23 protein-coding genes are annotated in these 24,988 nt (G+C 64.1%); 13 read left to right on the forward strand and 10 right to left on the reverse strand.

What is annotated here, in order from left to right:
• From A2J03_RS28970 to A2J03_RS28980, 3 genes are all read left to right on the forward strand, one after another.
• Positions 1-819: outer membrane protein assembly factor BamB family protein (locus A2J03_RS28970; RefSeq protein WP_231912763.1), on the forward strand; the 819-nt coding region annotated here is incomplete at its 5' end.
• A 159-nt stretch (positions 820-978) separates the two neighbouring features.
• Positions 979-1,947: an ATP-binding cassette domain-containing protein gene (locus A2J03_RS28975; RefSeq protein WP_068381550.1), complete on the forward strand. Its 969-nt coding sequence runs from the start codon at positions 979-981 to the stop codon at positions 1,945-1,947.
• The gene (locus A2J03_RS28980; RefSeq protein WP_068381553.1) at positions 1,944-2,735 is read left to right on the forward strand and encodes an ABC transporter permease; all 792 of its coding nucleotides are present in this window, start codon (positions 1,944-1,946) and stop codon (positions 2,733-2,735) included. Before A2J03_RS28975 ends, A2J03_RS28980 begins: the two co-directional genes overlap by 4 nt.
• On the opposite strand, the gene A2J03_RS28985 is transcribed toward A2J03_RS28980, so the two are convergent.
• The 3 genes from A2J03_RS28985 to A2J03_RS28995 form a co-directional block, all read right to left on the reverse strand.
• Entirely contained in the window at positions 2,725-3,975 is a 1,251-nt protein-coding gene (locus A2J03_RS28985) for an acyl-CoA thioester hydrolase/BAAT C-terminal domain-containing protein (RefSeq protein ID WP_068381556.1), read from the reverse strand. The two genes, A2J03_RS28980 and A2J03_RS28985, sit on opposite strands and share 11 nt — an antisense overlap.
• A 133-nt stretch (positions 3,976-4,108) precedes the next feature.
• A complete protein-coding gene (gene greA, locus A2J03_RS28990) occupies positions 4,109-4,603 on the reverse strand; it encodes a transcription elongation factor GreA (protein WP_068381603.1) in 495 nt (164 codons plus the stop codon).
• A 234-nt stretch (positions 4,604-4,837) separates the two neighbouring features.
• The gene (locus A2J03_RS28995) at positions 4,838-5,263 is read right to left on the reverse strand and encodes a DUF4307 domain-containing protein (RefSeq protein WP_068381558.1); all 426 of its coding nucleotides are present in this window, start codon (positions 5,261-5,263) and stop codon (positions 4,838-4,840) included.
• 121 nt (positions 5,264-5,384) lie between these two features.
• Between A2J03_RS28995 and mca the strand changes: the two genes are divergently transcribed.
• The 3 genes from mca to A2J03_RS29010 are packed head-to-tail and all read left to right on the forward strand — an operon-like array spanning position 5,385 to position 8,550.
• Positions 5,385-6,278, forward strand: a complete 894-nt coding sequence (gene mca, locus A2J03_RS29000; RefSeq protein ID WP_197481017.1) for a mycothiol conjugate amidase Mca — start codon at positions 5,385-5,387, stop codon at positions 6,276-6,278.
• Complete coding sequence (locus A2J03_RS29005; protein ID WP_068381565.1) at positions 6,275-6,538, forward strand: hypothetical protein; 264 nt, start codon at positions 6,275-6,277, stop codon at positions 6,536-6,538. The genes mca and A2J03_RS29005 overlap by 4 nt, the downstream gene beginning before the upstream one ends.
• 2 nt (positions 6,539-6,540) lie before the next feature.
• Positions 6,541-8,550, forward strand: coding sequence for a thioredoxin domain-containing protein (locus tag A2J03_RS29010; protein ID WP_068381569.1), 2,010 nt, complete (start codon positions 6,541-6,543; stop codon positions 8,548-8,550).
• Here A2J03_RS29010 and trhA read toward each other — a convergent pair whose 3' ends face one another.
• Positions 8,551-9,216, reverse strand: a complete 666-nt coding sequence (gene trhA / locus A2J03_RS29015; RefSeq protein ID WP_068381571.1) for a PAQR family membrane homeostasis protein TrhA — start codon at positions 9,214-9,216, stop codon at positions 8,551-8,553.
• Between the two features lie 130 nt (positions 9,217-9,346).
• Here trhA and A2J03_RS29020 point away from each other — a divergent pair, with 130 nt between their 5' ends.
• Positions 9,347-10,108, forward strand: coding sequence for an isoprenyl transferase (locus A2J03_RS29020; RefSeq protein WP_068381606.1), 762 nt, complete (start codon positions 9,347-9,349; stop codon positions 10,106-10,108).
• Positions 10,109-10,194: 86 nt separating this feature from the next.
• Here A2J03_RS29020 and coaA read toward each other — a convergent pair whose 3' ends face one another.
• Positions 10,195-11,127 (reverse strand): type I pantothenate kinase, encoded by a 933-nt coding sequence (gene coaA / locus A2J03_RS29025; RefSeq protein WP_068381575.1) that lies wholly within the window; start codon positions 11,125-11,127, stop codon positions 10,195-10,197.
• A gap of 224 nt (positions 11,128-11,351) precedes the next feature.
• Between coaA and A2J03_RS29030 the strand changes: the two genes are divergently transcribed.
• Positions 11,352-12,548 (forward strand): DUF885 domain-containing protein, encoded by a 1,197-nt coding sequence (locus A2J03_RS29030; RefSeq protein ID WP_068381578.1) that lies wholly within the window; start codon positions 11,352-11,354, stop codon positions 12,546-12,548.
• A 104-nt stretch (positions 12,549-12,652) separates the two neighbouring features.
• On the forward strand, positions 12,653-13,927 hold the full coding sequence (glyA, locus tag A2J03_RS29035; RefSeq protein WP_068381580.1) for a serine hydroxymethyltransferase: 1,275 nt from the start codon (positions 12,653-12,655) through the stop codon (positions 13,925-13,927).
• A gap of 13 nt (positions 13,928-13,940) precedes the next feature.
• On the opposite strand, the gene A2J03_RS29040 is transcribed toward glyA, so the two are convergent.
• Positions 13,941-14,246, reverse strand: coding sequence for a hypothetical protein (locus tag A2J03_RS29040; protein ID WP_068381609.1), 306 nt, complete (start codon positions 14,244-14,246; stop codon positions 13,941-13,943).
• Between the two features lie 111 nt (positions 14,247-14,357).
• Between A2J03_RS29040 and A2J03_RS29045 the strand changes: the two genes are divergently transcribed.
• Together A2J03_RS29045 and A2J03_RS29050 are read left to right on the forward strand one after the other, a co-directional pair.
• A complete protein-coding gene (locus A2J03_RS29045; RefSeq protein ID WP_068381582.1) occupies positions 14,358-17,087 on the forward strand; it encodes an ATP-binding protein in 2,730 nt (909 codons plus the stop codon).
• A 247-nt stretch (positions 17,088-17,334) separates the two neighbouring features.
• Complete coding sequence (locus tag A2J03_RS29050; RefSeq protein WP_197481019.1) at positions 17,335-18,660, forward strand: PhoH family protein; 1,326 nt, start codon at positions 17,335-17,337, stop codon at positions 18,658-18,660.
• 148 nt (positions 18,661-18,808) lie between these two features.
• Here the strand turns inward: A2J03_RS29050 and A2J03_RS29055 are convergent, their stop codons facing one another.
• The gene (locus A2J03_RS29055; RefSeq protein ID WP_068381587.1) at positions 18,809-19,213 is read right to left on the reverse strand and encodes a limonene-1,2-epoxide hydrolase family protein; all 405 of its coding nucleotides are present in this window, start codon (positions 19,211-19,213) and stop codon (positions 18,809-18,811) included.
• On the reverse strand, positions 19,210-20,802 hold the full coding sequence (locus A2J03_RS29060) for a serine hydrolase (protein ID WP_068381589.1): 1,593 nt from the start codon (positions 20,800-20,802) through the stop codon (positions 19,210-19,212). The genes A2J03_RS29055 and A2J03_RS29060 overlap by 4 nt, the downstream gene beginning before the upstream one ends.
• Positions 20,803-20,934: 132 nt before the next feature.
• Between A2J03_RS29060 and A2J03_RS29065 the strand changes: the two genes are divergently transcribed.
• Positions 20,935-21,792 carry an acyl-ACP desaturase gene (locus tag A2J03_RS29065; RefSeq protein WP_068381592.1) on the forward strand — a complete coding sequence of 286 codons (858 nt, stop codon included), beginning with the start codon at positions 20,935-20,937 and terminating at the stop codon, positions 21,790-21,792.
• 107 nt (positions 21,793-21,899) lie between these two features.
• Here the strand turns inward: A2J03_RS29065 and A2J03_RS29070 are convergent, their stop codons facing one another.
• The gene (locus tag A2J03_RS29070) at positions 21,900-23,300 is read right to left on the reverse strand and encodes a class II fumarate hydratase (RefSeq protein ID WP_068381595.1); all 1,401 of its coding nucleotides are present in this window, start codon (positions 23,298-23,300) and stop codon (positions 21,900-21,902) included.
• Between the two features lie 47 nt (positions 23,301-23,347).
• Positions 23,348-24,388, reverse strand: a complete 1,041-nt coding sequence (gene glpX, locus A2J03_RS29075) for a class II fructose-bisphosphatase (protein WP_068381597.1) — start codon at positions 24,386-24,388, stop codon at positions 23,348-23,350.
• 123 nt (positions 24,389-24,511) lie between these two features.
• Here glpX and A2J03_RS29080 point away from each other — a divergent pair.
• Positions 24,512-24,988, forward strand: a 477-nt coding sequence (locus tag A2J03_RS29080) for a DUF4245 domain-containing protein (protein WP_068381600.1), incomplete at its 3' end; no start/stop codon positions are given.

A 24,988-nucleotide genomic window follows, 5' to 3' on the forward strand; every position in this document is an offset into this window, starting at 1 on the left:
TACGTATCCGCCAGAAGCGAGGACATGATGCTGTCCACGATTCACCGCGGAACACTGACCGATCTCGACGCATACTGGCATGCGAGTTTTGCGTCGCCGGTCCCCGGACAGCCCGCGTCACCTGCCGCGTTTCCGGATCGGGGAATCGTCGATGTCTACTCCAGCGGTACGCACCAGATCATCGACATCGACTCGGGTGAGCCTCGTTTCACGTTTGCCGGTGTGAACCCGCTTCCTCTGGGGAACGAGCTGTACGCCAACGTGACTCTCGACCGGGACGGCTCGCTGCGCGAGGTGATTCTCGACGGGACGGGACAGGTCCGCACCGAGGTACCCGTCGCAACGTTCGGACTCGCACCGCAACCGTGGGCGAACATCGGGGAGGAGGACCTCCCGCTGTTCCTCGGTGACGGTGCTTACGATCCGAACTCCGGGGCCGAGCTGTGGCGCAACCCCGCCACGCTGGAAAACAACGGGGGTGTCAACTCTGCCGTACTTGCCGTGGTGGGCAGCACGGTCATCGTGCGATCGTCGGAAACCCGTACGTTCTCGGGTATCGATCTCGAATCAGGTCGGACGACGTGGACGACGCCCTGGCTGGACGCCTACTGGGCACGTGCGGGTACGACCGACGGTGAGCACTACGTGTTCGGCGACTACACCGGCATGCATGCGATCCGCGCCTCGGACGGCACGATGATGTGGTCGGTGCCGTGGCCCGCAGGGGCGGATCCACGTGAAATGTCCGTGGCGAAGGTCGCCGGGGTGCTGACCGTATCGGACCGAAACGGTTCGACGGTGTGGGCTCCCACACGCTGAGGTACGACAGAAGAAAATATGTCGGTGGTGCCCAGTACCATCCCCTCCGGGCGCTGATCGAGGAATCTGTGGACGGCAGGTTCGATCCGGACCGGTTAATCTTCGACAGGTTTCGAGTCTGAACTTTCGACCGCTCTACTGGAATGGGGAACTTACATCATGGCGAACGCCATCGAAGTCGAGAATTTGGTACTCGAGTACGGCAAGAACGTGGCTCTGAACGGGATCAGCTTCGTTGTGCCGGAGGGAACGGTCCTCGGCGTGCTGGGTCCCAACGGTGCCGGGAAAACCACAGCGGTTCGTATTCTGGCGACGCTGCTGAAGGCGACATCGGGAACGGCGAAGGTGCATGGCATCGACGTCGGCGACAAGCCGAACGAGGTTCGAAAGTCCATCGGACTCACCGGCCAGTTCGCGGCCGTGGACGAGTACCTCACCGGGTACGAGAACCTGGAGATGGTCGGACGCCTGTTCGGTCTGAAGAAGGCCGAGGCGAGTAAGCGTGCCGATGAGCTGTTGGCTCGTTTCGATCTGGAGTACGCCCGTGACCGCACGGCCAAGCAGTACTCCGGTGGGATGCGGCGGCGGCTCGACATTGCCGCCAGCCTCATCGGTCGGCCCAAGGTCGTCTTCCTCGACGAACCGACGACCGGTCTCGATCCGCGCAGTCGAATTGCGATGTGGGACTTCATCTCCGACCTGGTGCAGGACGGAACGACAATCCTGCTGACCACGCAGTATCTGGAAGAAGCCGACCGGCTTGCCGACAAGATCATCGTCCTCGACAAAGGGTCGATCATCGCGGAGGGCACAGCCGACCACCTCAAATCTCAGGTGGGCGGCGAACGCCTCGAGTTCGTTCTCACCGACGCGTCGGACAAGGACCGTGCTCTCGCGCTGCTCGCCCCGATCGGACTCGACGCGCCGTCCTACGACGAGCAGACGCGTCGTATCGGCATGCCCGTCAGTGGCGGCGCCGACGATCTGACCACCGCCCTCGTGCAGATCAAAGAGGCAGGTATCCAGGTCGTGGACGTGGGTCTGCGGCGTCCCAATCTCGACGACGTATTTCTCACGCTCACCGGCCACGCCACAGAGGAAGAGCAGACAGTGGAGGAAGAGAAATGAGCGTTCTTCACGATTCCCTCATCATCACCAAGCGGAACCTGATCAAGCTCAAGCGAGTTCCGGACCTACTGTTCTTCGCCACGCTGTCGCCGATCATGTTCGTGCTGCTGTTCGCGTACGTCTTCGGCAGCGCCATCGACATTCCCGGTGTCGACTACAAGAGTTTCCTCATGGGTGGAATCTTCGTCCAGACCATGATCTTCGGCGCGTCCATCACCGGATCCTCGCTCGCCGAGGATCTGCAGAAGGGCGTCATGGACCGGTTTCGGTCGTTGCCGATGGCGCGCTCGGCTGTTGTCATCGGGCGTACTGCGGCCGACGTGGGCAACAACATCGTGACCATCACGATCATGTCGATCACGGGTCTCATCGTCGGGTGGCGCATCACGTCGTCGTTCTTCGAAGCGCTGGCCGGCTATGTCCTACTCCTGCTCTTCGCGTACTCGATCTCGTGGGTCATGGCGTTCGTGGGATTGACGGTTCGCTCACCCGAGATCTTCAACAATGCGTCGTTCATCGTCATTTTTCCGCTGACGTTCATCGCGAACACGTTCGTTCCGATCGACGGATTCCCGACCGTCCTCAAGACCATCGCGGAATGGAATCCGATCTCCTCGGTGACCCTCGCCGTACGCGAACTGTTCGGAAACACCAACCCGATGGCGCCGCCGCCGGAAGCCTGGCCGCTGCAGAATCCTGTGCTGTACACACTGATCTGGGTAGTTCTGTTCCTCGTCATCTTCGTACCGCTCTCGGTCCGCAAGTACGAAAGAACTCTCACCGCCTGAGATTGGCCTGTAAGAAGCTCAGCGCCTCGGTCCACATCCGACGCTGACCTTTCGCGGTCCCGGCCGGAGTGCCACCGGAGACGATGCTGTCGTTGCGGTCCACTGTGGTCGGGGTTGCGGGGGGCCTGAGGAAGTGCCCAGCATTGGGCAGGATCAGAAGGCGGTCCGTGTCTCGACCCCGGCGAGCGATGAGGGCTCGGGCCATTCGATCCGCTGGATAGGACTGGTCCGCGACACCGGCGACAGCGAGGATCGGCGCGTCGATCCTCTCGACCGGAATCGCCGCCGCAGACACGGCGGCGTCATCGCGCAGACCGGCCTCGTACGCAGGCCGGAGCTTCAATGCACGCGACGTCGGCGCCCGCGAGAACATCCGTCGCGACGCAGTTCTGAGCATCTGACCGGCAAGTTTTTCGGCACGAATCGGCATGTAGGGCAATGGCTCTCCACCCAACGTGAGTGACGAGGTCTTGGGTGGTTGTCCGTCGGCCAGCGCCTGCAGCACGACGTGTGCGGGAGCAATGGCGACGACTGCGCGCACCGTGATCGACGGGATGTAGGCGAGAGCGGCGAGGGCGACCGACACCCCGACGGATGCCGCGAACACGGCAATGTTCTCGGGGTCGACGTGCTCGTGCTCGGCGAACGCCGCCATGGCGTCGGCGATCGCTTCGAGACGGATTTCCGCGAAGTTCTCGGGCAACCCGGGCTCGTCCATGTACACCAGCACGGCCGCGACGTACCCGTGCGAGGCGAGCAATGCCGCGGTAGGTGCGGCGGGTCGAGCACCGGTGGTTCCGGGAATGACGACGACGCCGGGGGAGATGGCCCTGTCCGTGTCGGGGAGGTAGATCCGCAGCCTCCATCCGTCGCCGGCGAGATCCTGCCGTACAACGGCGTCGCCCCATGTTCGTCGGACGGTGGTGCTCGATGACCCTTCGAGCGCGTGAATCGACACGGAGAAGTCGAGGCCCTCGTCGGAGCCCGCGAACGTCACGGGCGGAACCCCCTCGTCGACGAACATCATGTTCCACCACGGTCGGTCGGGGTCCTCGATCTGCAGCAGGCCGTCGGCATCGATCGGGTAGTCCTGGTGCGAGACCCATCGGTGACCGTTCGCGTCGACTACGGCGACGTCGAGATGGACGGGTAGGCCGGGGGCGACCCCGTGGGCGCGGAACACCGTCGGGCCGTCTATCGGTCCTGAAACCGGGTCGACCTGCAGTGAGACGGGTTCCATGCTTCAAGTGTGCGATAGATTCCCTCGCGGGTACCGCGCATCCGCTCACCCGAACCGGATGAATTGTCTCCCACGAACGACGAAGCCCCCGGTCAGGTTCCTGACCGGGGGCTTCCGTGACACCTAGTGGTGTTTACGTGTGGTACGGCTCCGCGCTCAGCAGGGTGACCTTCATGGTCTTGCCGTTGGGGAGGGAGTACTCACGGGTGTCGCCGACCTTGGCGTCGATGAGGGCTCCGCCGAGCGGTGAGCTGGGGGAGTACACCTCGAGCTTGCCGTCGCGGGCGCCCTCTTCGCGGGTCGCGATGAGGAACGTTTCGGTGTCCGACTCGTCGCCGTCGTAGTAGACCTTCACCACTGATCCGGGTAGCGCTACCCCGGACTGAGTGGGTGCTTCGCCGACCTTGGCCGAGTTGAGCAACTCCTGAAGCTGGCGAATGCGGGCTTCCTGCTGGCCCTGCTCCTCGCGTGCTGCGTGGTAGCCGCCGTTCTCTTTCAGATCGCCCTCTTCGCGTCGCTCGTTGATTTCGGCGGCGATGACCGGGCGATTGGAAATGAGTTGGTCGAGTTCGCTCTTGAGCCTGTCGTGGGATTCCTGGGTCAGCCAGGTCACCTGGGTCTCGGTCATCTCGATCACTCCCTTGTAGTCGAAGTCGCGGTGGACTCCCGGTCTTGATGCTGACGGGCGCACGCGTGTGTGCAGAGAATTTCAGAGAAACCCCTGATCGGCCCGCTTCCTGAGCCGGCTGCCGTGTCGGAGCCCGTAGGCGCCGTCACCTGCTGCTCTGGCCGTCAATGCAGCAATACACGGCTCCAGTTCGGAACCGTGTACAGCGCAATCTTACCACGAGGCAGCGGTAGGTCAGCCTGCCCGTAAATAGTCGGGGACATTCGTGCTGCACCCGTATACGTCGCCCATGGCGGGCGGCTTCGAGGTGCGCACGACCGACGTCACCTCGACTTCCTGCGTGGACGAGGCAGGAATGAGCACCTCGCGACGACCGGTCTCCGAACCGTCACGCGAGCGAGCACGAACGATGCAGACGACGTCGTTCGACGGGTCGGCGCGGGTGACGCTGAAGCCGATGGAAATGGTCGAATCGTCCACCAGGTCGAAGGACAGTGCTTTTCCCTCGACGTCCTGCACAGCGAAACGCAGGTAGCCGAGGTAGGCGACTGCAAGTCCGACAAGCAGGACGCCTACCAGCAGGATGTTCTTCGTTCGACCGCCCAATGCTCGACGCGTGGTCGATACCGGATACCGGCCTTCGGGGAGCGTGGCAGTCATACGAACTTTCGTCGGAACGGAACGTTGTCAGGTCTGCGGCAGCCGGTGCGAGGCATGTCGGCGCCAAGTGGAACTATAGGGGGAGCGAAAGAAGCAGGCGAAGCTGAGGTGAGGAAAGAACGTGTCCGGACTACGGCTCATGGCGGTGCACGCCCATCCTGACGACGAGTCGAGCAAGGGTGCCGCGACGACGGCTCGGTACGCAGCCGAGGGAAACGACATCCTGATCGTGACCCTCACTGGTGGCGAGCGAGGAGACATCCTCAACCCGGCGATGGACATCCCCGGTGTGCGCGACCGCATCGAGGAAGTGCGACGCGAGGAGATGGCCGAGGCTGCACGCATCCTCGGAGTTCGGCAAACGTGGCTGGGTTATGTGGATTCGGGTCTTCCCGAGGGTGATCCGTTGCCGCCGCTCCCCGAGGGTTGCTTTGCGCTCGTGCCGCTCGAGGAGTCCACCGAAGCTCTCGTCAAGGTCATCCGCGAGTTCAAGCCGCACGTGATCACCACATACGACGAGAAGGGCGGTTACCCGCATCCGGACCACATCCGATGCCATGAGGTGTCCGTCGCGGCCTACGAAGCTGCAGGCGATCCGGAGAAGTTTCCCGACGCAGGTGACCCGTGGACCCCGCTCAAGCTGTATTACTCGCACGGCTTCCTGCGGAAGAAGATGCAGCTGTTCCACGACTGGTTCGTCGATCGCGGCGAGGAAAGTCCGTTCGTCGACTGGTTGAAGCGATGGACCACCGGGCGTGACGAGATCATGGAACGCATCACCACGCAGGTCACCGTCGGCGATTACTTCGAGCAGCGGGACGACGCACTGCGCGCACACGCCACCCAGATCGATCCCAACGGTTCGTTCTTCGCCGTGCCCCTCGAAGTGCAGCGCAAGTTGTGGCCGACCGAGGAGTACGAGTTGGCGCGAACACGGGTGAAGACCTCGATTCCGGAAACGGAACTCTTCGCCGGAATCGATGCCGCCGACCGTGAGACAGGGACCGTCAGGTGATCGTGGAGTTGTTGGCCCAGGGTGCGCCGGGTCCGGAGTTCGGCAAGTCCTCGCCGATCGGGCTGGTCATCATCGTGGCTCTGCTCGTCGGCACCGCGCTTCTCATCTGGTCCATGAACAAGCAGATCAAGAAGCTCCCGGATACGTTCGAGAAGGACGATCCGGTAGCCGATCAGGAATTGGACGAGGGCACCGACAGGGGCGCTGTTCGCGATGTCGGTCCTGAGCACGGAACACAGTCGAAGGCCGGCGAGAACTGACCGTGCTGGACGGCAACGGACTGGACACGGCTACGAGTCCGTACCTGCGTCAGCACGCCGACAATCCCGTCCACTGGCAGCAGTGGACTCCCGAGGCGTTGGAATCGGCTCGGGACCGCGATGTCCCGATCCTGTTGTCGATCGGGTACTCCGCGTGCCATTGGTGCCACGTCATGGCCCACGAGTCCTTCGAGGACGAGGCCATCGCAGCCCTGATGAACGCGAACTTCGTCTGCATCAAGGTCGACCGCGAGGAACGACCGGATCTCGACGCCGTGTACATGAACGCCACCGTCGCGATGACGGGTCAGGGCGGGTGGCCGATGACCTGCTTCCTCACCCCGGACGGCGAACCGTTCTACTGCGGCACCTACTACCCGCCCAAGCCTCGCGCGGGGACGCCGTCCTTCCCGCAGCTGCTCGAGGCCATCGCAGACACCTGGGCTACTCGTCGAAACGACGTGTTCGACGCCTCCGCCGCGATCACCGAGGCGCTGCGGGAGAATTCCGGCCGGATCCCGACGTCGGATCGGCCCGTCGACTCGGACCTGCTGGCCGAAGCCGTCGCGTCGGTGCTCGGGGACGAAGATGTCGATTTCGGCGGATTCGGTGGCGCACCGAAGTTTCCGCCAGGAGCGCTACTCGAAGGGCTGCTGCGGCATCACGAGCGGACCGGATCTGCAGCTGCTCTTGCCGCGGTGCAGCGCACGGCGGCGGCGATGGCGCGCGGAGGGATCTACGACCAGATCGGGGGCGGCTTCGCGCGCTACTCCGTCGACGCGGAGTGGATCGTCCCGCACTTCGAGAAGATGCTCTACGACAACGCGCTGCTGCTGCGGTTCTACGGTCATCTCGCGCGCGTCACCTCCGATCCGCTCGCAATCCGGATCGCAGACGCGACTGCACACTTCATGCTTCGTGAACTCCGCACCGATACAGGGTGTTTCGCCTCTGCGCTCGACGCCGACACCGAGGGTGTGGAGGGGTTGACCTATGCATGGACCCCGGAGCAGCTCGTCGATGTACTCGGATTCGAGGACGGTGTCTGGGCCGCGGGGCTGTTCGCCGTCGACTCCTCGGGCACGTTCGAGGCCGGAATGTCGGTGCTACAGCTGCCGGAGGATCCCGAGGACTTCGAGCGCTACACCGGCGTCGCCGGCAAGTTGATGGACGCACGCAATCAGCGGCCGCAACCGGGCCGCGACGACAAAGTGGTGACCGCGTGGAACGGATTGGCAATCACCGCTCTTGCCGAAGCGGGTGCGGGATTGGGACGCCTCGACTGGATCGATGCGGCCGTCGAGTGCGGTGAGCAGATCTTTGCTCGGCACGAGGAGAATGGCAGGCTGCGTCGGGCGTCGCTCGGCTCTCACGTCGGCGACGCCACGGGAGTGCTCGAGGACTACTCGTGCTTGGCGGTAGCGTCGCTGTCGCTGTTTCAGGCGACCGGCGACCTCGTGTGGTCCGGGCGGGCGCGGGTGCTTCTCGACGCCGCAATCGAGCACTTCGCCGATGCGGACCATCCCGGTAGTTGGTTCGATACCGCCGACGATGCAGAGACGTTGGTCACGCGCCCGCGAGATCCGCTCGACAATGCGACCCCGTCCGGTGCGTCGACGATCACCGAAGCCCTGCTGATCGCCGAAGCGCTGATGGCACCCGATCTCGGGACGAGGTACGGCGAGATCGCCTCGGCCGGGCTTGCTGGGGCCGCGCTCGTGCTGGAACGGGCGCCGCGCTCGGGAGGCCACTGGCTCGCCGTCGCGGAAGCCTCCGTCCGTGGGCCGCTGCAGGTAGCGATCTCCACCGACGGAGACAGTCGGCTACTCCGGATTGCCCGTGCGCATGCCCCGGGCGGCGCCACCATCGTGGCCGGAGCGGTCGATTCCTCACCGCTGTTGGCCGACCGACCGACGATCCAGGGGCACGAGGCTGCGTACGTATGCCGCGGCTTCGTGTGCGACCGTCCGGTCACGACCGAGCAGGATCTGCTCCGGGCGCTGCAACGATAGCTAGAACAACACCAACCAAACCGCGACGAGGTGACAGATCGCGGCGAGCACGGTTGCAGCGTGGAAGAACTCGTGATGGCCGAATGTCGTCGGCCAGGGGTTGGGCCACTTGGTGGCGTAGAGGATTGCGCCGATGCTGTACAGAACCCCGCCGACCAGCAGCAGGATGAACGGCGCATAGCCGACCTGCTGGATGAGCGTCGGTGCAACCGGGACGATGGCCCACCCGAGAATCAGGTACAGGGGAACGCCGATCCAGCGTGGGCTCTGGGGCCACAACATCTTCAGCGCGACGCCGCCCAGCGCCCCGAGCCAGACGACGATGAGCAGAGTGCGACCAGTGTTCGGGGGGAGACCGAGGACCGCGAACGGGGTGTAACTGCCGGCGATGAACACGAAGATCATCGAGTGATCCGCCCGCTTCATCCACATGCGATGCGCAGGGTTGTCCCAGTGCACGCGGTGGTAGGTGGCGCTGACTCCGAACACCCCGCAGACGGTGACGGCATAGACGGCGGTGGCGATGCCGGCGCTGGCCGACACCATGCTGAACGCGAGGGTCACCAGCACGATTCCGGCGACGACTGCAACTCCGAATGCGTACAGGTGTATCCACCCGCGCATGCGGGGCTTGACGGGGAGTTCGTCGATTCCGAACATCGTCATTGTCACAACCTCCTCTGCGCTACCTACGTGACCGTAGGTTCAGTGCCTACTCTACCGGCGGGTAGCGCATATGCGTCGGCGTAAGGTTGTGCCCCGTGGTGATGTCTCGGTGAAGATTCTCCCGACCAAGATGCGCAGCGTCCTCTACAACGTGTACGAGCGGCGCCTACTGACGCAGCTCGATGATGTGGCGCACCCCCGTCACGTGGCTGTGATGTGCGACGGAAACAGGCGTTGGGCGCGGGAGAACGGATTCACCGACGTCGCACACGGACATCGGATGGGCGCACTCAAGATCGCCGAATTGCTCGGCTGGTGCGACGCTGCCGGCATCGAAATGGCGACGATCTATCTGCTGTCGACGGAGAATCTGCGTCGCGATCCCGACGAGCTGGACTCTCTGCTCGAGATCATCACCGACGTCGTCGAAGAAATCTGCGGGCCCGAGCAGAACTGGGGCGTCAAGATCGTCGGAACGCTAGAGTCGCTGCCCGAGCCGACTGCGCGAAGGCTGAAGGAAGCAGCACGCCTGACAGCGGGGCGAACCGGAACCCACGTCAACGTCGCCGTCGGATACGGCGGGCGTCAAGAGATCGCCGACGCAGTGCAGGGTCTACTCAGTGAGAAGATCGCCGAGGGTGTCACCGGCGACGAGCTCGTTCGGGCGGTCAGCGTCGAAGCTATCGACTCGCACCTCTACACCTCCGGTCAACCCGACCCGGACCTCGTGATCCGAACCTCGGGCGAGCAGCGGCTGTCGGGATTTCTACTGTGGCAGAGCGCATATTCGGAAATATGGTTCACCGAGGCATACTGGCCCGAGTTCAGGCGCGTCGACTTCCTGCGGGCTTTGCGTGACTACGCTGCGCGGCACCGGCGGTTCGGGATCTAGCGCTCGGTGCCACTGGGCGGCTCCGCCGCCAGTGGCGCGGTTAAGTGTCCCAGGGTGCGCGTTTCCGTGCCACTGGGCCGGAGGGCCTAGAGCTTCCTCAGCCGCAGCCTGTTGATGGTGTGGTCGGCGTCCTTGCGTAGCACCATCGTTGCCCGCGGGCGAGTAGGCAGAATATTGTCGACGAGGTTCGGCAGGTTGATCGAATGCCACAGGTCCTCGGCCGCTATCCGGGCATGCTCGTCGGACAGACCCGCGTAGTGGTGAAAGTGCGAGGACGGATCGGTGAACGACGTCTCACGCAGTGCGAGAAAGCGTTTGACGTACCACGCTTCGATGTCCTCGATGCGGGCGTCGACGTAGATCGAGAAGTCGAACAGATCGGACACCATCAGGCGAGAGCCGGTCTGCAACACATTGAGGCCCTCGACGATGAGGATGTCCGGCTGACGGACCATATGGAACTGGCCTTTGATGATGTCGTACGACACGTGCGAGTAGACGGGAGCCGCCACTTCCTCAGCCCCGGACTTCACCTCGGTGACGAAGCGCAGCAACTTGCGCCGGTCGTAACTCTCCGGAAATCCTTTGCGGTGCAGGATCCCGCGACGCATCAGTTCTCCTGTCGAATACAGGAATCCGTCGGTGGTGACCAGATCGACGCGGGGATGATGGTCCCACCGGGCGAGCAGCGCCTGCAGAACACGCGCAGTGGTCGACTTTCCGACGGCAACGCTGCCGGCGACTCCGATGACGAACGGCACCTGACGGTCGGGATGCTTCTCGCCGAGGAACGTTGCGGTCGCCGCGAACAGACGCTGTCGTGCGGCAACCTGAAGGTGAATGAGTCGCGCGAGAGGAAGATAGACCTCGGCCACCTCGTCGAGATCGATTTGCTCGCCCAGACCCCTGAGGCCGACGAGTTCTTCCTCGGTGAGAACAAGAGGGGTCGACTGCCTCAGCGTCCGCCACTGAGCGCGGTCGAACTCGACGTACGGACTGGATTCGCTCATTCGCGACACCGAACGCTGCGTAGGTAGCGGTGGCCCGGACGGCGTGTGCTCCGAGAGAGCGCTAGTCGCATGGCTTCAGATTGTGCTCGCTGGCACAAAGACTCGCACGGGCGGGGTGGTTCACCGCGCGTTCATGTCCACTCCTGACGCCCGGGTCGTTCCGTCAGCTCCACCCCTCACGCCCGGGTCGCTCCGTTCAGCTCCACCCCTGACGCCCGCTAATGTCGATCCACATGAATGCCGATTCCTTCGTCCGCGAGTATCTTCTGCTCGGTCTGAAATTCGACCGGCTCGAGAAAGGGTTCGTCGACGCGTACACCGGTGATCCCGAGCTGCGCAGACAGACCGAGAACGCACCTGCGCCCGAGCCCCGAGCCCTGGCACGGAGGGCTGCGGAACTTCGCGCGGAACTCGCCAGCACCGACTTGCCGCAGCAGCGGGCCGACTTCATCGATGTCCATCTCCGCGCGCTCGAGTGTTCGGGCCGCAAGTTCGCGGGCGACGACATCGGTTTCGTCGACGAGGTCTTCGCGTACTTCGACGTCCGGATCGAGCGGGGTGATCAGGATGGGTATCGGGAGGCACATCGCCGGATGGACGAGGTACTCGACGGCCCCGGCTCGCTGGCCGAACGTCTGGCGGCACACCGATCCGCGGACGTCGTGCCCGCGGACCGATTGCAGGACTGCGTCGACGCCTTCTCGAGCGCCCTTCGTGACCGGGTTCGCGCCGAGTACGCACTGCCGGAGACCGAGCAGGTGAACTACGAGGTCGTCGGCGACAAGCCGTGGTCGGGATTCAACTACTACCTCGGCAACTACACGTCCACAGTGGCGATCAATTCCGATCTGGATCAGCAGATGGCGCACCTGCCGCACCTGATCGCGCACGAGGCATATCCCGGCCACCACACCGAGCACTGCAGGAAGGAAGCCGGACTGGTCTCGGCTGGTCAGCTGGAGCAGACGCTGTTCCTCGTCAACACCCCTCAGTGCCTGATGGCCGAAGGACTTGCCGACCTGGCTCTCGAGTCCATCGTCGGACCAGGTTGGGGGCTGTGGGCGCAGGAGATCTATGCCGATCTGGGGCTTCGATTCGACGGAGAGAAGGCCGAGCGGTTGTCCGCTGCGTCGAGTCAGCTGCTCGGGGTCCGTCAGGATGCGGCTCTACTGCTGCACGACCAGCACAAGTCGCAGGACGACGTCGCCGCATACCTGGAGAGGTGGTCACTGGCGTCGCCCAAGCGGGCGCGTCAAAGTTTGAAGTTCCTGTCGTCGCCGCTGTGGCGCGCATACATCAGCACGTACGTCGAGGGATACAAGCTTCTCGACGGTTGGTTGCACCGCGGTGCGACGGTCGGCGAGCGCTCGGCGCTGTTCGGTCGGCTCCTCGACGAGCCGCTCATTCCGAGTGCCTTGCGCACCCTCTGAACCAGGCATAACGACGGGCGTCAACGATGCGCACACGGGTGCTGACGGCGCATATCTTAAGCTGTATACGCCCACCTCGCTGCGTTCCTTTGGAGATTCTTGAAATGACCGATGTCAACAACCTGTCTCTGGCCGAGCTCGACCCCGAGGTCGCCGAAGCCATGGCGGGCGAACTCGGTCGCCAGCGCGACACCCTCGAGATGATCGCGTCGGAGAACTTCGTCCCGCGCGCAGTGCTGCAGGCTCAGGGCAGCGTCCTGACCAACAAGTACGCCGAGGGCTACCCCGGCCGTCGTTACTACGGCGGCTGCGAGCACGTCGACGTCGTCGAGGATCTCGCGCGCAACCGTGCGAAGGAACTGTTCGGCGCCGAGTTCGCCAACGTCCAGCCGCACGCGGGTGCGCAGGCCAACGCCGCAGTGCTGATGGCGCTGATCAACCCGGGCGACAAGATCATGGGCCTCGATCTGGCACACGGCGGACACCTCACGCACGGCATGAAGCTCAACTTTTCCGGCAAGCTCTACGAGGTCGAGTCCTACGGCGTCAGCAAAGAGGACCACCGGATCGACATGGACGAGGTGCGCAAGCAGGCCGTCCAGGCCAAGCCGCAGGTTCTCATCGCCGGTTGGTCTGCCTACCCGCGGCATCAGGATTTCGAGGCGTTTCGTTCCATCGCCGACGAGGTCGGTGCGCTTCTATGGGTCGACATGGCCCACTTCGCCGGTCTCGTGGCGGCAGGCGTGCACCCCTCACCCGTCCCCTACGCGGACGTCGTCTCTTCGACGGTGCACAAGACGCTCGGCGGTCCTCGCTCCGGCCTGATCCTCGCCAAGAAAGAACGGGCCAAGAAGATCAACTCCGCGGTCTTCCCCGGTCAGCAGGGCGGACCGCTCATGCACGCCATCGCAGCCAAGGCCGTCGCCTTCAAGATCGCCGCGACGCCCGAGTTCAAAGAACGTCAGGAGCGCACCCTCCTCGGTGCCTCGCTGCTGGCCGAACGGCTGAACGGCGCCGATGTCGCGGACAAGGGTGTGTCAGTGCTGACCGGCGGCACCGACGTTCACCTTGCTCTCGTGGACCTGCGAAACAGTCAGCTCGACGGCCAGCAGGCCGAGGACCTTCTGCACGAGGTCGGCATCACCGTCAACCGCAACGCCGTCCCGTTCGACCCGCGTCCGCCCATGGTCACCTCCGGCCTGCGAATCGGCACCGCGGCACTGGCCACGCGCGGGTTCGGCGAAGCCGAGTTCACCGAGGTTGCCGATATCATCGGCACCGCCCTAGCTACCGGTGAAGCCAGCGATTCGCTCAAGGAGCGCGTCGTGAAGCTCGCACAGAGCGTGCCGCTGTACGACGGGCTCGAGGACTGGGGCTAGCTCGGCTAGCTCGCTACGGCTCCCACACCTCCATCACCGGGAATAGTTCGACGCGATCGGGCCCGGTGAGGAGCGCGGGATCCTCGTTGGGCAGCAGTTCCGTCGCCATGATGGCCTTCTGCGCGGACAACAGCGCATCTTCCGAATCGGCGAGTACGACCACCACTTCGCTGCCGTCGTCCGCTCGCAGCACGTAGACACGCTGAACTCCGTCGACCCGCGCCACCGCGGGCTTGATTCTGTTCTCTGTGCCGAAGTCCGCTGCCGCAAGCTGTTCGGCTGTGCGTGGGCCGTCGAAGTAGGTCAGTTGTGCATGCATGGTGTCCTCCTGGAACGATTGTGTGTTTTCCAGGATGTTCCGCTGCCGCACCGAGCACATCAGTGCTGATACGTAGGCAGGTACTGAGGTTTCGGCGGATACTTCTTGTTCATGATCGCCGACGAGCCGGATGCATTTCGCATAGTCGGTCGGGCCGCAGAACTCGCCGCGCTGCGCGCTGCGCTGGTCGGATTGTCGCGTGGTCGAGGAGGAACGGTCGTGGTGTCCGGCGGGGCGGGCATCGGCAAGACGACGCTGGTCGAGGCGGCGGCGCGCATCGCCGAACACTACGGAATCACGGTCTTGCGCAGCTACGGGATCGACGACGACGGCATGCCGCCGCTGTGGCCGTGGCGTCGCCTCGGAAGATCCGTCGAAGCGGTGGCATCAGCTCTGAATCGGACGGATCCCGTCGTCATCTCGCCCCATGCGCGCTTCGCCATGTTCGACGACGTCGCGACGGCTGTGGCGGACGCAGCTCCCGCCGCCGGACTGGTACTGGTGCTCGAAGACCTGCACTGGTTCGATCCGTCGTCGATGTTGTTGCTCGAGCACGTCGCCCGGTCCGTTCTGGACCGTCGAGTGCTCGTGCTGTGCACGTCCCGTCGTGCCGAACCCTCGGTGGGATCGTCGTCTTCGGTTGTACTCCAGGGTTTTTCCAGCGACGAAGTGCTCCAGTGGTTGAGGGTTTCGGCACCCCACATCGCGGAACGCCGACATGCCGTCCGGCTGCGCGACGCCACCGGGGGCAACCCGCTGTTCGTCCGGTTGCTCGCCGCACGAGCGGAAGCCTCCGGGCGGCTCGATCTTCCCTCGGCACTTGCGGACGATCCGACGTTGCGCGCATTGGCTCTCGAGCCGGTTTCCGTACTCGACGCCGATGCTCGCGACCTCCTCGACGATGCCAGTGTGATCGGCGACCGCATCGACCTCGACTTGCTGTCCGAGGTTGCGGGCACGAGTGCGTCGTGGGTCGAATCGAAGTTGGATGACGCGTTCCGGGCTGGAGCGCTCGTGGCGGACTGCGATACCGGCACGGTTGCGTTCGCGCATTCGCTCGTCCGGGATGCCACCTATGCGAACCTGTCGCCGTCGAGGCGTCGGGCAATCCACTGCAGGTATGCGCAGGTCCTGTCGGCGCGAGGCGAGACTGATGCCGCGACGACAGCCGTGCAGTGGCGTCGGGCCGGCGAGCGCGCCGAATGTGCGCGGTGGGCGCGGATTGCTGCCGATCAGGCCAAGTCGATACTTGCCTACGACGAGGCCGCCGCGATGGCTGCCCTGGCATGTGAGGCTGCGCCGTCCGCCATTGCGACCCTCGAACGTGCGGAAGCCGAATTCGCAGCCGGGCACGTCGAGACGAGCGTCGAACTGTGTGAACAGGTCGTCTTGCAGTACCCCGAGGACGACGACGTGGTCGTGCGAGCTGCGGCGCTTGTTCGCGGCGTCGGGGTTCCGGATCTGCTGATGCGGGTGGACCGTATGTGTGGGGCGGTGCTGTCCCGCGCCGGAATCCCCGCGGGCGCCAAAGCGCGTCTGCTTGCCGGTAGAGCTGTCGCTGCGGCCGAAACCGATCGACCGGATGCCGCGTCACGGTGGTCGGCCGAGTCCTTGGAACTTGTAGATACCATGCTCGACGACCACACGGATCCGGACGCCGACGCAGTGCTCGACGCTGTTCGGGCGCGGCACATTGCGCTCGCGGACATGCGGCACGTCGAGCAGCGGAGAGAATTGGCGCTGCGCGCGATCGCGGTCGGGCCAAGGGCGAGCGAAGCGCTTGCCGAGCTGTGGGGGCACCTGTGGCTGATTCAGGCCGCGCTGCAGACAGGTGATTTGAACCTAGTCGACGAACAGATCGACGTCGTGCAGCGGATATCGGACCGAAGTGCGTTGCCGGTGGCGCGCTGGCACTACCACCGTGTGTGTGCCACGCGGGCGGCGTTGATCGGAGACATGGCCGCTGCGCTGCGATCGAACGACGACGCGCTGGCGGTGAGTTCGTCGACGGGTGACCTCTCGCTCATCGGGTTGCACTTCGCGTTTCTCGGCCAGTTGGCTGCCGTGCGGGGCGAAGTGGACGAGGAGACCCGGTCATCGATTCTCGGTGCCTTCGAGCACGCGCCGGACATCCCTCTGGTGCGCATCTACGAGCCGTTGCTGGCGTCGCTGGCCGGTGACCACGGCTTGGCGCGGGCTAGGTTCGCGCCGTTCCGATCGATGCCGTCGACTGTGCGGCGCGGTCCGCGGTGGACGCCGCTGATGTCTCTCGTCGGGACGGTCGCTGTGGCGCTGGACGACGTCGAGACCGCCGTCGATGTGTTCGAGCGCCTCCGCGAGTACGCCGAGTACTTCATGTGCGACGGTTCCGGCGTGGTGTTCTGCGGCGGGTCGATGGCTCGCCTGCTGGGCGATCTCGCGTCCACCGCCCGCTTGGACGATGACGCCGACAAGTACTACACGAGTGCGATCGAGGCCAACGACGCAATCGGCGCGCGGCCGTTTGCTGCGATGAGCAGGTTCGGGCTCGCCGAGGTCCGATACCGGACCGGCAACACCACCGACGTGCGGAAGCTACTCGACGCGGCTGCCGCGGAGTTCGCTGCGCTCGATCTGCCGGAGCGTCTTCGCGCAACCCGACATCTACTCGACGAACTCGACCGATTGACGCCTCGTGAACGAGCGGTCGCCGCCGAGGTGGTCGTGGGTCTGAGCAATCGTCGCATCGCCGAAAAGCTCTTCCTGTCCGAGCGCACCGTCGAAACCCACGTCCGCAACATTCTCGCCAAACTGGGCTGCAGCAGGCGAGCCGACATCGCCCGGGTGTGGCGCCACGGCTGACTCGGCGGTGCGGTTAACGCGTTGTTCACCAACACACCCCTTTCTCGGCGAGCCAACCGCAGGTTTCGGATGTACCGTCGGCAATAACAGACAGCGGGGAAGCTGCCTGTGCGGGAGGTTCTGATACGTGACTGAGCAAGTGAGCGCGAGAGGGCCGGCACCCGGTCCTCGTGTCACCTGACACGTCAGACCGACCGGCCGAGCAACAGACGTCTGAGCGGTGCCGCGCCAGACATAGGAGCCCCACGTGACCACTTCACGCTCCGTTTCCGCCCCTCTCCGAACATTCGTGCTGGACACCTCGGTTCTTCTGTCGGATCCGTGGGCTGTCATCAGGTTCGCCGAGCACAATGTGGTTCTCCCGCTGGTAGTTATCAGTGAGTTGGAGGGTAAACGCCATCACCATGAACTGGGATGGTTCGCGCGGGAATCCTTGCGCATGCTCGACGATCTCCGTGTCGAGTACGGTCGTCTGGATCAGCCGGTTCCCATCGGAACAGACGGTGGCACACTGCAAGTCGAGCTGAACCACACCGATCCTTCGGTCCTGCCCGTTGGCTTTCGTACCGATTCCAACGACTCTCGTATCCTTGCCTGCGCCTTGAACCTCGCCGCCGAGGGTAAGGACGTCGTCCTCGTCAGCAAGGACATTCCGCTTCGCGTCAAGGCGGGTGCCGTCGGACTCCCCGCCGACGAGTATCACGCACACGATGTGGTGCCGTCGGGATGGACCGGTATGGCCGAGCTCGAAGTGCAGGCAAGCGACATCGACCAGCTCTTCGCCGAAGGCGTCATCGATCTGGACGGTGCTCGGGAAATGCCGTGCCACACCGGCGTTCGCCTCCTAGGTGGGCGTTCGAGCGCATTGGGACGGGTCACTCCCGACAAGCAGGTTCAGCTGGTCCGCGGCGAGCGTGAGGCGTTCGGACTGCATGGTCGTTCCGCGGAACAGCGTGTGGCACTGGATCTTCTGCTCGACGAGAGCATCGGCATCGTCTCGCTCGGCGGCAAGGCCGGTACCGGTAAGTCGGCTCTTGCGCTCACCGCCGGGCTCGAGGCCGTACTCGAACGTCGAACGCACCGGAAGGTCGTTGTGTTCCGCCCGCTCTACGCAGTCGGCGGACAGGAGCTCGGCTACCTGCCCGGAAGCGAAAGCGAGAAGATGGGGCCGTGGGCTCAGGCTGTCTTCGACACGCTCGACGGTCTCGCCAGCCCTGAGGTGATGGAAGAAGTCATTGCCCGTGGGATGTTGGAAGTGTTGCCGCTCACCCACATTCGTGGACGTTCGCTACACGATTCGTTCGTGATCGTCGACGAGGCGCAGTCCCTCGAACGCAACGTGCTGCTGACGGTTCTGTCTCGACTCGGGAGCGGCTCACGCGTCGTACTCACACACGACGTAGCGCAGCGTGACAACCTGCGGGTCGGACGGCACGACGGCGTAGCGGCGGTCATCGAGAAGCTCAAGGGGCACCCACTGTTCGCGCACATCACCCTCACGCGCAGTGAGCGGTCTCCGATTGCTGCATTGGTCACGGAAATGCTCGAGGAGTTCGGTCCCACCAGCGCGTAGGGCCGGCGGCTCCGCCTTGTCCCCGGCGGCTCCGCTTTGTGCCCGGCGGCTCCGCCGCCAGTGGCACGGTTAAGTGCATCCCAGTGCACTCAACCGTGCCACTGCGCGGGACGCGCGAGCTACTGCGCGGGACGCGCGAGCTACGGCGCTACCGAACCAGGGCGCGGAATGCCCCTCGTACAATCCCTTTGAAGAAATCCACGTTGTCGAAGTAGTCCCGCCACACGAGCACTTTGCCGTCGCGCAGTTCGAATGTGCCGCACACCCAGAATTCGACCCGTAGCCGGTGCCACACAAGGACGTCGGTACGTTCGGTCAGGACGATGTTGCCGTCCGCGGCGATGTTGTGGATGGTGACATCGAATCCGTATCCCGGTTTGGCCAGTAACCTCATGTACCTGCCGACTTTCGAGATCCCCCGCACCTTCGGCAGCCCGACGTTGTGCCAGATGATGGCATCGTCGAATCGGTCGACAGCTCGGTCGGTATCCCGGTTCTTCAGCGCGTCGAACAGCGCTTCTACGACTTCGGTAGCCTGCTGAGTTTCGGTCACTTGGTGAATCGCCCCAATCCGTCGGTATCGAAGTACTCGAGAGTGACCGTGTTTCCACTGAACGTCGCCTGCGATACGGTGCCGTCCGGCGCGTTTTCCCCGGTCAGCTCGAAGGTGAACGTATCACCGTCCCAGTGGGAAAGCTCGTAGGAGGTTCCATTGGGGCCGATCATCAACTCCAATTCGCCGTTGACCTCTGCGACGGTCGCGGGCCCCCAGAAGCTGTTCTGATACACGCCTGCGTACGACGGAAGTGGCTGTGGCGGCGCGGGGTTGGCAGGCGCCGTCTTTCCGGCGAGCTCGCCTTCTGCTTCGCTCATTCCAGCAAACGCGTTCTGATACAGGGTCCGCCAGTCCTCGCGTACCTCGCCGAATTGGACGAGGTCGGCGAATTCGGCGGTGACGGTTTCGGCGATGCCGATGGGCGCTGCGTTGGTCAGCACGACGATGGCGACGTCGAGCGATGGAATCCACACGAAGTTGGTGCCTGCTCCGAGCGCGAACGCTCCAGAGTGACTCACCATCGTCCGTCCCGCCGCGCTGTTGGAGACGTTGAACCCGTAGCCGTAGTAGCCCGCCCGCGAATCCGGTGTCGCCGACGGGTTGGAGACGATCTCGGCCCTGACGGCGGGCAGCAGGGCGTCGGGATCGACGATGTCCTGTCCGTCGTAGGTGCCGTCGGCGATGAGCATTGTCAACCACTTGGCCATGTCGTTCACCGAGGAGCTGACACCACCCGCGGGCGTTTGCGGATCGGGTTCGCGCTGGTATTTCGCTTGGTATTCGCCGTCGACGAGAACGTGTGGGACGGCGCGATCGGCCCGCGCGATGTAGTCGGAGAACTTCGAGCTCGTCGAGGTCATACCGAGCGGACCGTAGATCGTGTCCTGACTCAACGTGTCCCAATCCTTGCCCGCCGCGGCGGCAACGGCTTCGGCTCCTGCCGTGACCCCGAAGTTGGTGTAGTGGTACGTCGAGCGAAATGGGTCGAGGGGTACCTCCCGCAGCCGTTCCAGCACTTGGCGACGGTCGTAGCCGAGATCTTCGAGTAGGTCACCGGCATGATCGGGCAGGCCGCTGCGATGGGCGTAGAAATCGCCGACCGTGACGTTCTGGGTCACCCAGGGGTCGTTCAACGCGAACCATGGCAATTGCGTCACCACCGGCGTCGTCCACTCGACGACGCCTTCGCCGACCTGAGATGCCACGACTGTCGAACCCACCGACTTCGACAGCGATGCCAGCTGGAACACGGAGTCGCCGTCGATGGCGTCGTCCTTGCCGACCTCGCGGACGCCGAAGCCCTTCGAATAGACGACGTCCCCGCCGTGCACGACCGCGATGGCCATTCCCGGAATTTTCGACGACTCCATCAACTCCTCCGCGATGCCGTCGAGTTTGCCGACCGCGTCGTCGATGTTGTTGGTGGGGGAGTCGACGCCCGCGACCTGGCCAGGGGATAGATCGCTGCTGGGCGGGTTTTCGGACGTCGGTGGGCTGTCTGCGGCAGGTGAATCGTTCGAGCATCCGACCAGCACCGTCATCGACAGTGCAACAGCAATACACAGGAACTTTCGACCCGATCGCATCACTAGGAGTCCTATCCTTCGACGAGTAGATGCTTCGTCGAGGATAGACCTGCACGGACCTGGGCGTTGGGAGAATTCACAGAGGTCAGGGGCACACAGTTTGACGTGCAGACGGAGGCGCTACGGTTGGGTATGCCTACTTTCATGACGGACGGTGACCTGCTGCTTCGACTGGAGCCCGCCGTCGAAGAGAATCTGACTCGCCACATCGCAGAATCGGACGACTGGCATCCTCACGAATTCGCACCGTGGGACGAGGGGAGAAACTTCGCATTCCTCGGTGGCGAGGACTGGTCTCCCGAGCAGTCCCATCTCAGCGACGTCGAGATCCTGTCGGCGACGGTCGGCGTACTCGTGGCCGACAACCTGCCCGCGTACCACCGTGAACTCGCTCGCGCTCTGACCGGCCTCGGTGCGTGGTGGAAGTGGACGGGTCGTTGGACGTCGGAGGAGAACCGGCAGGCAATCGTGCTGCGTGACTACCTGGTGTTGACCCGCGCGGTCGACCCGGTCGCTCTCGAGCGTGTCCGGATGGAAGAAATGACCAAGGGGTACGACGCCCCCAGCCTGCACGTGCTGGACATCATCGCGCACTTCGCGATCGACGAAACTGCTGCGGCGCTGCGGAACACCAACACGATCGCCCTCGGCGGTGACGAGGTGCTCGCGAAGATCCTGACCAAGATTGCAGCCGACGACACCCGGCAGGCGTCGTTCTACGTCAACATTGTCAATGAGGCATTCGGCGTTGCACCGGACCAGATGGCTCGGGCAATTGCGGACCGCGTGCTCGGCTACGCCATCCCGGTGGTCGATCTGCCTAGCAAGGCGAACAGCACCGAGGCCCTGAAAGACGCCGGCATCTACGACGAGGATCAGCAGCGCGACAAGGTGTTCAAGCCGCTACTGGAGCGTTGGAATTACTTCGGTCGTGACGACCTCGGCGACGAGGGCAAGAAGGCGCGCGAGGAGCTCGCTCACTTGGCGTGAGCTCTTTACCAACCGCTTGAATGGTCCATTCATACGATCGAATCGTATGAATGGACCTTTCAAGCGATGGATGGCGAGCTAGCAAGCGATGGATGGCGAGCTAGCTTCTAGTCCTTGACCTTCGCCATGGCCAGGACATCGAGACGCTTGTCGAGCTCTTCCTCGCTCAGCTTGTCGCCGATGAGTCCGCGGTCGATGACGGTCTGACGGATCGTCTTCTTCTCCTTCAGCGCCTGCTTGGCGACGGCTGCTGCTTCCTCGTAGCCGATCGCGGAGTTCAGCGGCGTCACGATCGACGGCGAGGACTCGGCGAGGGTCTTGAGGTGCTCGACGTTCGCTTCCAGACCGACGACGCACTTGTCGGCGAACAGGACCGAGACGTTGGCGAGCAGCTTGAAGGATTCGAGGACGTTGCGTGCCATCATCGGGATGTACACGTTGAGCTCGAATGCGCCCGACGCCCCACCGAATGCGACAGCCGCGTCGTTACCGATGACCTGAGCTGCGACCTGTGTAACTGCCTCGGGCAGAACAGGATTGACCTTGCCGGGCATGATCGAGCTACCGGGCTGCAGGTCGGGGAGGGTGATCTCGCCGAGGCCGGTGAGCGGTCCCGATCCCATCCAGCGAATGTCGTTGGCGATCTTGGTCAGTGAGACCGCGATGGTGCGCAGTGCGCCGGATGCCTCGACGAGTCCGTCGCGTGCAGCCTGTGCTTCGAACGAGTCCTTCGCTGCTGTGAGAGCGTCTATGCCGGTCGACTTGACCAGTTCCGCAACGACTTTCGGGCCGAAGCCGTCGGGAGCGTTGAGGCCGGTGCCGACGGCGGTGCCGCCGATGGGCAGCTCACCGAGCCGAGGCAGCGTCGCCTCGACGCGCTCGATACCGGCTTCGATCTGGCGGGCGTAGCCGCCGAATTCCTGGCCGAGGGTGACCGGAACGGCATCCATCAGGTGGGTGCGGCCGGACTTCACGACGTGCTTCCACTCCGTGGCCTTGACCACGAGAGCCTCGTGCAGGTGCCGCAGCGCGGGCACGAGCGAGGTGACGGCTGCTTCGGTGGCGGCGACGTGAGTGGCCGTCGGGAAGGTGTCGTTGGAGGACTGCGACATGTTGACGTGATCGTTCGGGTGAACCTCGACGCCGCCCGCCTTGGCGATCGACGCGATGACCTCGTTGGCGTTCATGTTCGAGCTGGTGCCCGAGCCGGTCTGGAAGACGTCGATCGGGAACTGGTCGTCATGCTTGCCTTCGGCGATCTCGGTCGCTGCGGCGATGATCGCGTCGGCAAGGGCGCCGTCGAGAAGCCCGAGGTCCTTGTTGACCTGCGCGCAGGCGGCCTTGAGCAGGCCCATCGCGCGGATCTGGGTGCGCTCGAGCGGACGGCCCGAGATGGGGAAGTTCTCGACGGCACGCTGCGTCTGTGCACGCCAGAGGGCGTCGATGGGGACGCGAACCTCTCCCATGGTGTCGTGCTCGATTCGGAACTGCTGTTCGTTCTGTGTCATTGACCTCTTGCCTCGGTAGGTGAATGGAAACTTCGTCGAGCGGCCGGTCAGAAGGACGGGATGGCGCCGGAGGTGTCGCCGTCGAAGTCGATGTTCGAGTACTCCTTCAGCTTGTTGAGCTGGTGGTACGCGTCGATCATGCGGACGGTGCCGGACTTGGAGCGCATCACGATCGACTGAGTGTGAGCGCCGCCGCCCGAGTACCGGACGCCTTGGAGCAGGTCGCCGTCGGTGACGCCGGTTGCGGTGAAGAAGACGTTCTCTCCCGAGACCAGGTCTTCGGTGGACAGGACGCGATCCAGATCGTGTCCGGCGTCGATTGCCTTCTGGCGTTCGTCGTCGTCGGTCGGAGCCAGCATGCCCTGGTGAGCGCCGCCCATGCAGCGCATGGCGGCTGCCGCGATGATGCCCTCGGGAGTTCCGCCGGTACCCATCAGGATGTCGATGGGAGAGGTGGGTCGGGCGGCGGCGATAGCACCGGCAACGTCACCGTCGGAGATCAGGCGAATACGGGCGCCGGTGTCGCGCACCTGCTGGATGAGCTCGGCGTGTCGGGGCCGGTCGAGGATGCACACCGTGACGTCGGAGGTGGATCCCTTCTTGATCTTGGCGACACGGGCGATGTTCTCCGCGACCGGTGCCGTGATGTCGATGGCGTCGGCGAAGTCGGGTCCGACGGCGATCTTCTTCATGTAGAACACCGCGGACGGGTCGAACATGGCGCCGCGCTCGGCGACGGCCAACACCGAGATGGCGTTCGGCATACCCTTGGCCATCAACGTGGTTCCGTCGACGGGGTCGACGGCGAAGTCGCACTCGGGACCGTTGCCGTTGCCGACCTCTTCCCCGTTGTAGAGCATCGGCGCTTCGTCCTTCTCACCTTCGCCGATGACCACGACTCCGCGCATCGAAACCGAGCTGACCAGCTGACGCATGGCGTCGACGGCTGCTCCGTCGCCGCCTTCCTTGTCGCCGCGACCGACCCAGCGTCCCGAGGCGAGCGCACCGGCCTCGGTGACGCGGACGAGTTCGAGGGCGAGGTTGCGATCTGGCGCCATGGCGCGAGTGGACTCGGTGCTGGCCGTCATCGGTTTGTAGCCTCCTGGTAGGTGGGGTGTTACCCAGGGGCGATTATCTCATTCGTGGCGTCGCGGGTGGGACGGAGGGCATGCGCCGACAGGGCTCCGTCGCCGAGTGGGGATACTGGTGCTGTGGCGAACAGCAAACCCCGGATTCTGAACAACAACCGCGACATGGTGTGGTCTCTCATTCCGCTCGTCATCGCGTGTCTGCTGATCGCGGGCATCGCCAGCCAATGCACGCTCAGCCCGGGTGGCCCGAAGCAGGGACCGATCCCGAATTTCGACGTCGACGCAGCGCTGCAGTACGACGCGACGGAACTGGATTTCCCGATCCGTAACCCGGTAGTGCCAGAGGACTGGACGCCGAACTCCGGTAGCCGTCAGTCCATCGCGGGTGACCAGGGCGGGGACGTAAGCAACGTCGGATACATCTCGGGTGCTGGCCGCTACATCAAACTGACGCAGTCGAGCGCGATGGAAGAGGTGCTCGTACCGTTCTCGGTCGGAGAGAGCAGATACGCCGCCGGTAGCGAGACGATCGACGGCAACGAATGGGTCGTCTACGAGCAGGAAGGCGCCGAACCGGTATGGGTCACCGATCTCGGT

Origin of the sequence: Rhodococcus sp. EPR-157 (assembly GCF_001647195.1) — a bacterium.
In the GTDB taxonomy this organism is placed as follows: domain Bacteria; phylum Actinomycetota; class Actinomycetes; order Mycobacteriales; family Mycobacteriaceae; genus Rhodococcoides.

Excerpts from the sequence above, each read along its gene's own strand:
- A2J03_RS29065 (WP_068381592.1), top strand. The coding sequence starts at position 20,935 with ATGCCTACTTTCATGACGGACGGTGACCTGCTGCTTCGACTGGAGCCC.
- A2J03_RS28985 (WP_068381556.1), bottom strand. The coding sequence starts at position 3,975 with ATGGAACCCGTCTCACTGCAGGTCGACCCGGTTTCAGGACCGATAGAC.
- greA (WP_068381603.1), bottom strand. The coding sequence starts at position 4,603 with ATGACCGAGACCCAGGTGACCTGGCTGACCCAGGAATCCCACGACAGG.
- A2J03_RS28975 (WP_068381550.1), top strand. The coding sequence starts at position 979 with ATGGCGAACGCCATCGAAGTCGAGAATTTGGTACTCGAGTACGGCAAG.
- glpX (WP_068381597.1), bottom strand. The coding sequence starts at position 24,388 with ATGACGGCCAGCACCGAGTCCACTCGCGCCATGGCGCCAGATCGCAAC.
- glyA (WP_068381580.1), top strand. The coding sequence starts at position 12,653 with ATGACCGATGTCAACAACCTGTCTCTGGCCGAGCTCGACCCCGAGGTC.
- A2J03_RS28995 (WP_068381558.1), bottom strand. The coding sequence starts at position 5,263 with ATGACTGCCACGCTCCCCGAAGGCCGGTATCCGGTATCGACCACGCGT.
- A2J03_RS29020 (WP_068381606.1), top strand. The coding sequence starts at position 9,347 with ATGCGCAGCGTCCTCTACAACGTGTACGAGCGGCGCCTACTGACGCAG.
- A2J03_RS29060 (WP_068381589.1), bottom strand. The coding sequence starts at position 20,802 with ATGCGATCGGGTCGAAAGTTCCTGTGTATTGCTGTTGCACTGTCGATG.
- A2J03_RS29070 (WP_068381595.1), bottom strand. The coding sequence starts at position 23,300 with ATGACACAGAACGAACAGCAGTTCCGAATCGAGCACGACACCATGGGA.
- trhA (WP_068381571.1), bottom strand. The coding sequence starts at position 9,216 with ATGACGATGTTCGGAATCGACGAACTCCCCGTCAAGCCCCGCATGCGC.
- A2J03_RS28980 (WP_068381553.1), top strand. The coding sequence starts at position 1,944 with ATGAGCGTTCTTCACGATTCCCTCATCATCACCAAGCGGAACCTGATC.
- A2J03_RS29045 (WP_068381582.1), top strand. The coding sequence starts at position 14,358 with ATGATCGCCGACGAGCCGGATGCATTTCGCATAGTCGGTCGGGCCGCA.
- A2J03_RS29030 (WP_068381578.1), top strand. The coding sequence starts at position 11,352 with ATGAATGCCGATTCCTTCGTCCGCGAGTATCTTCTGCTCGGTCTGAAA.
- A2J03_RS29040 (WP_068381609.1), bottom strand. The coding sequence starts at position 14,246 with ATGCATGCACAACTGACCTACTTCGACGGCCCACGCACAGCCGAACAG.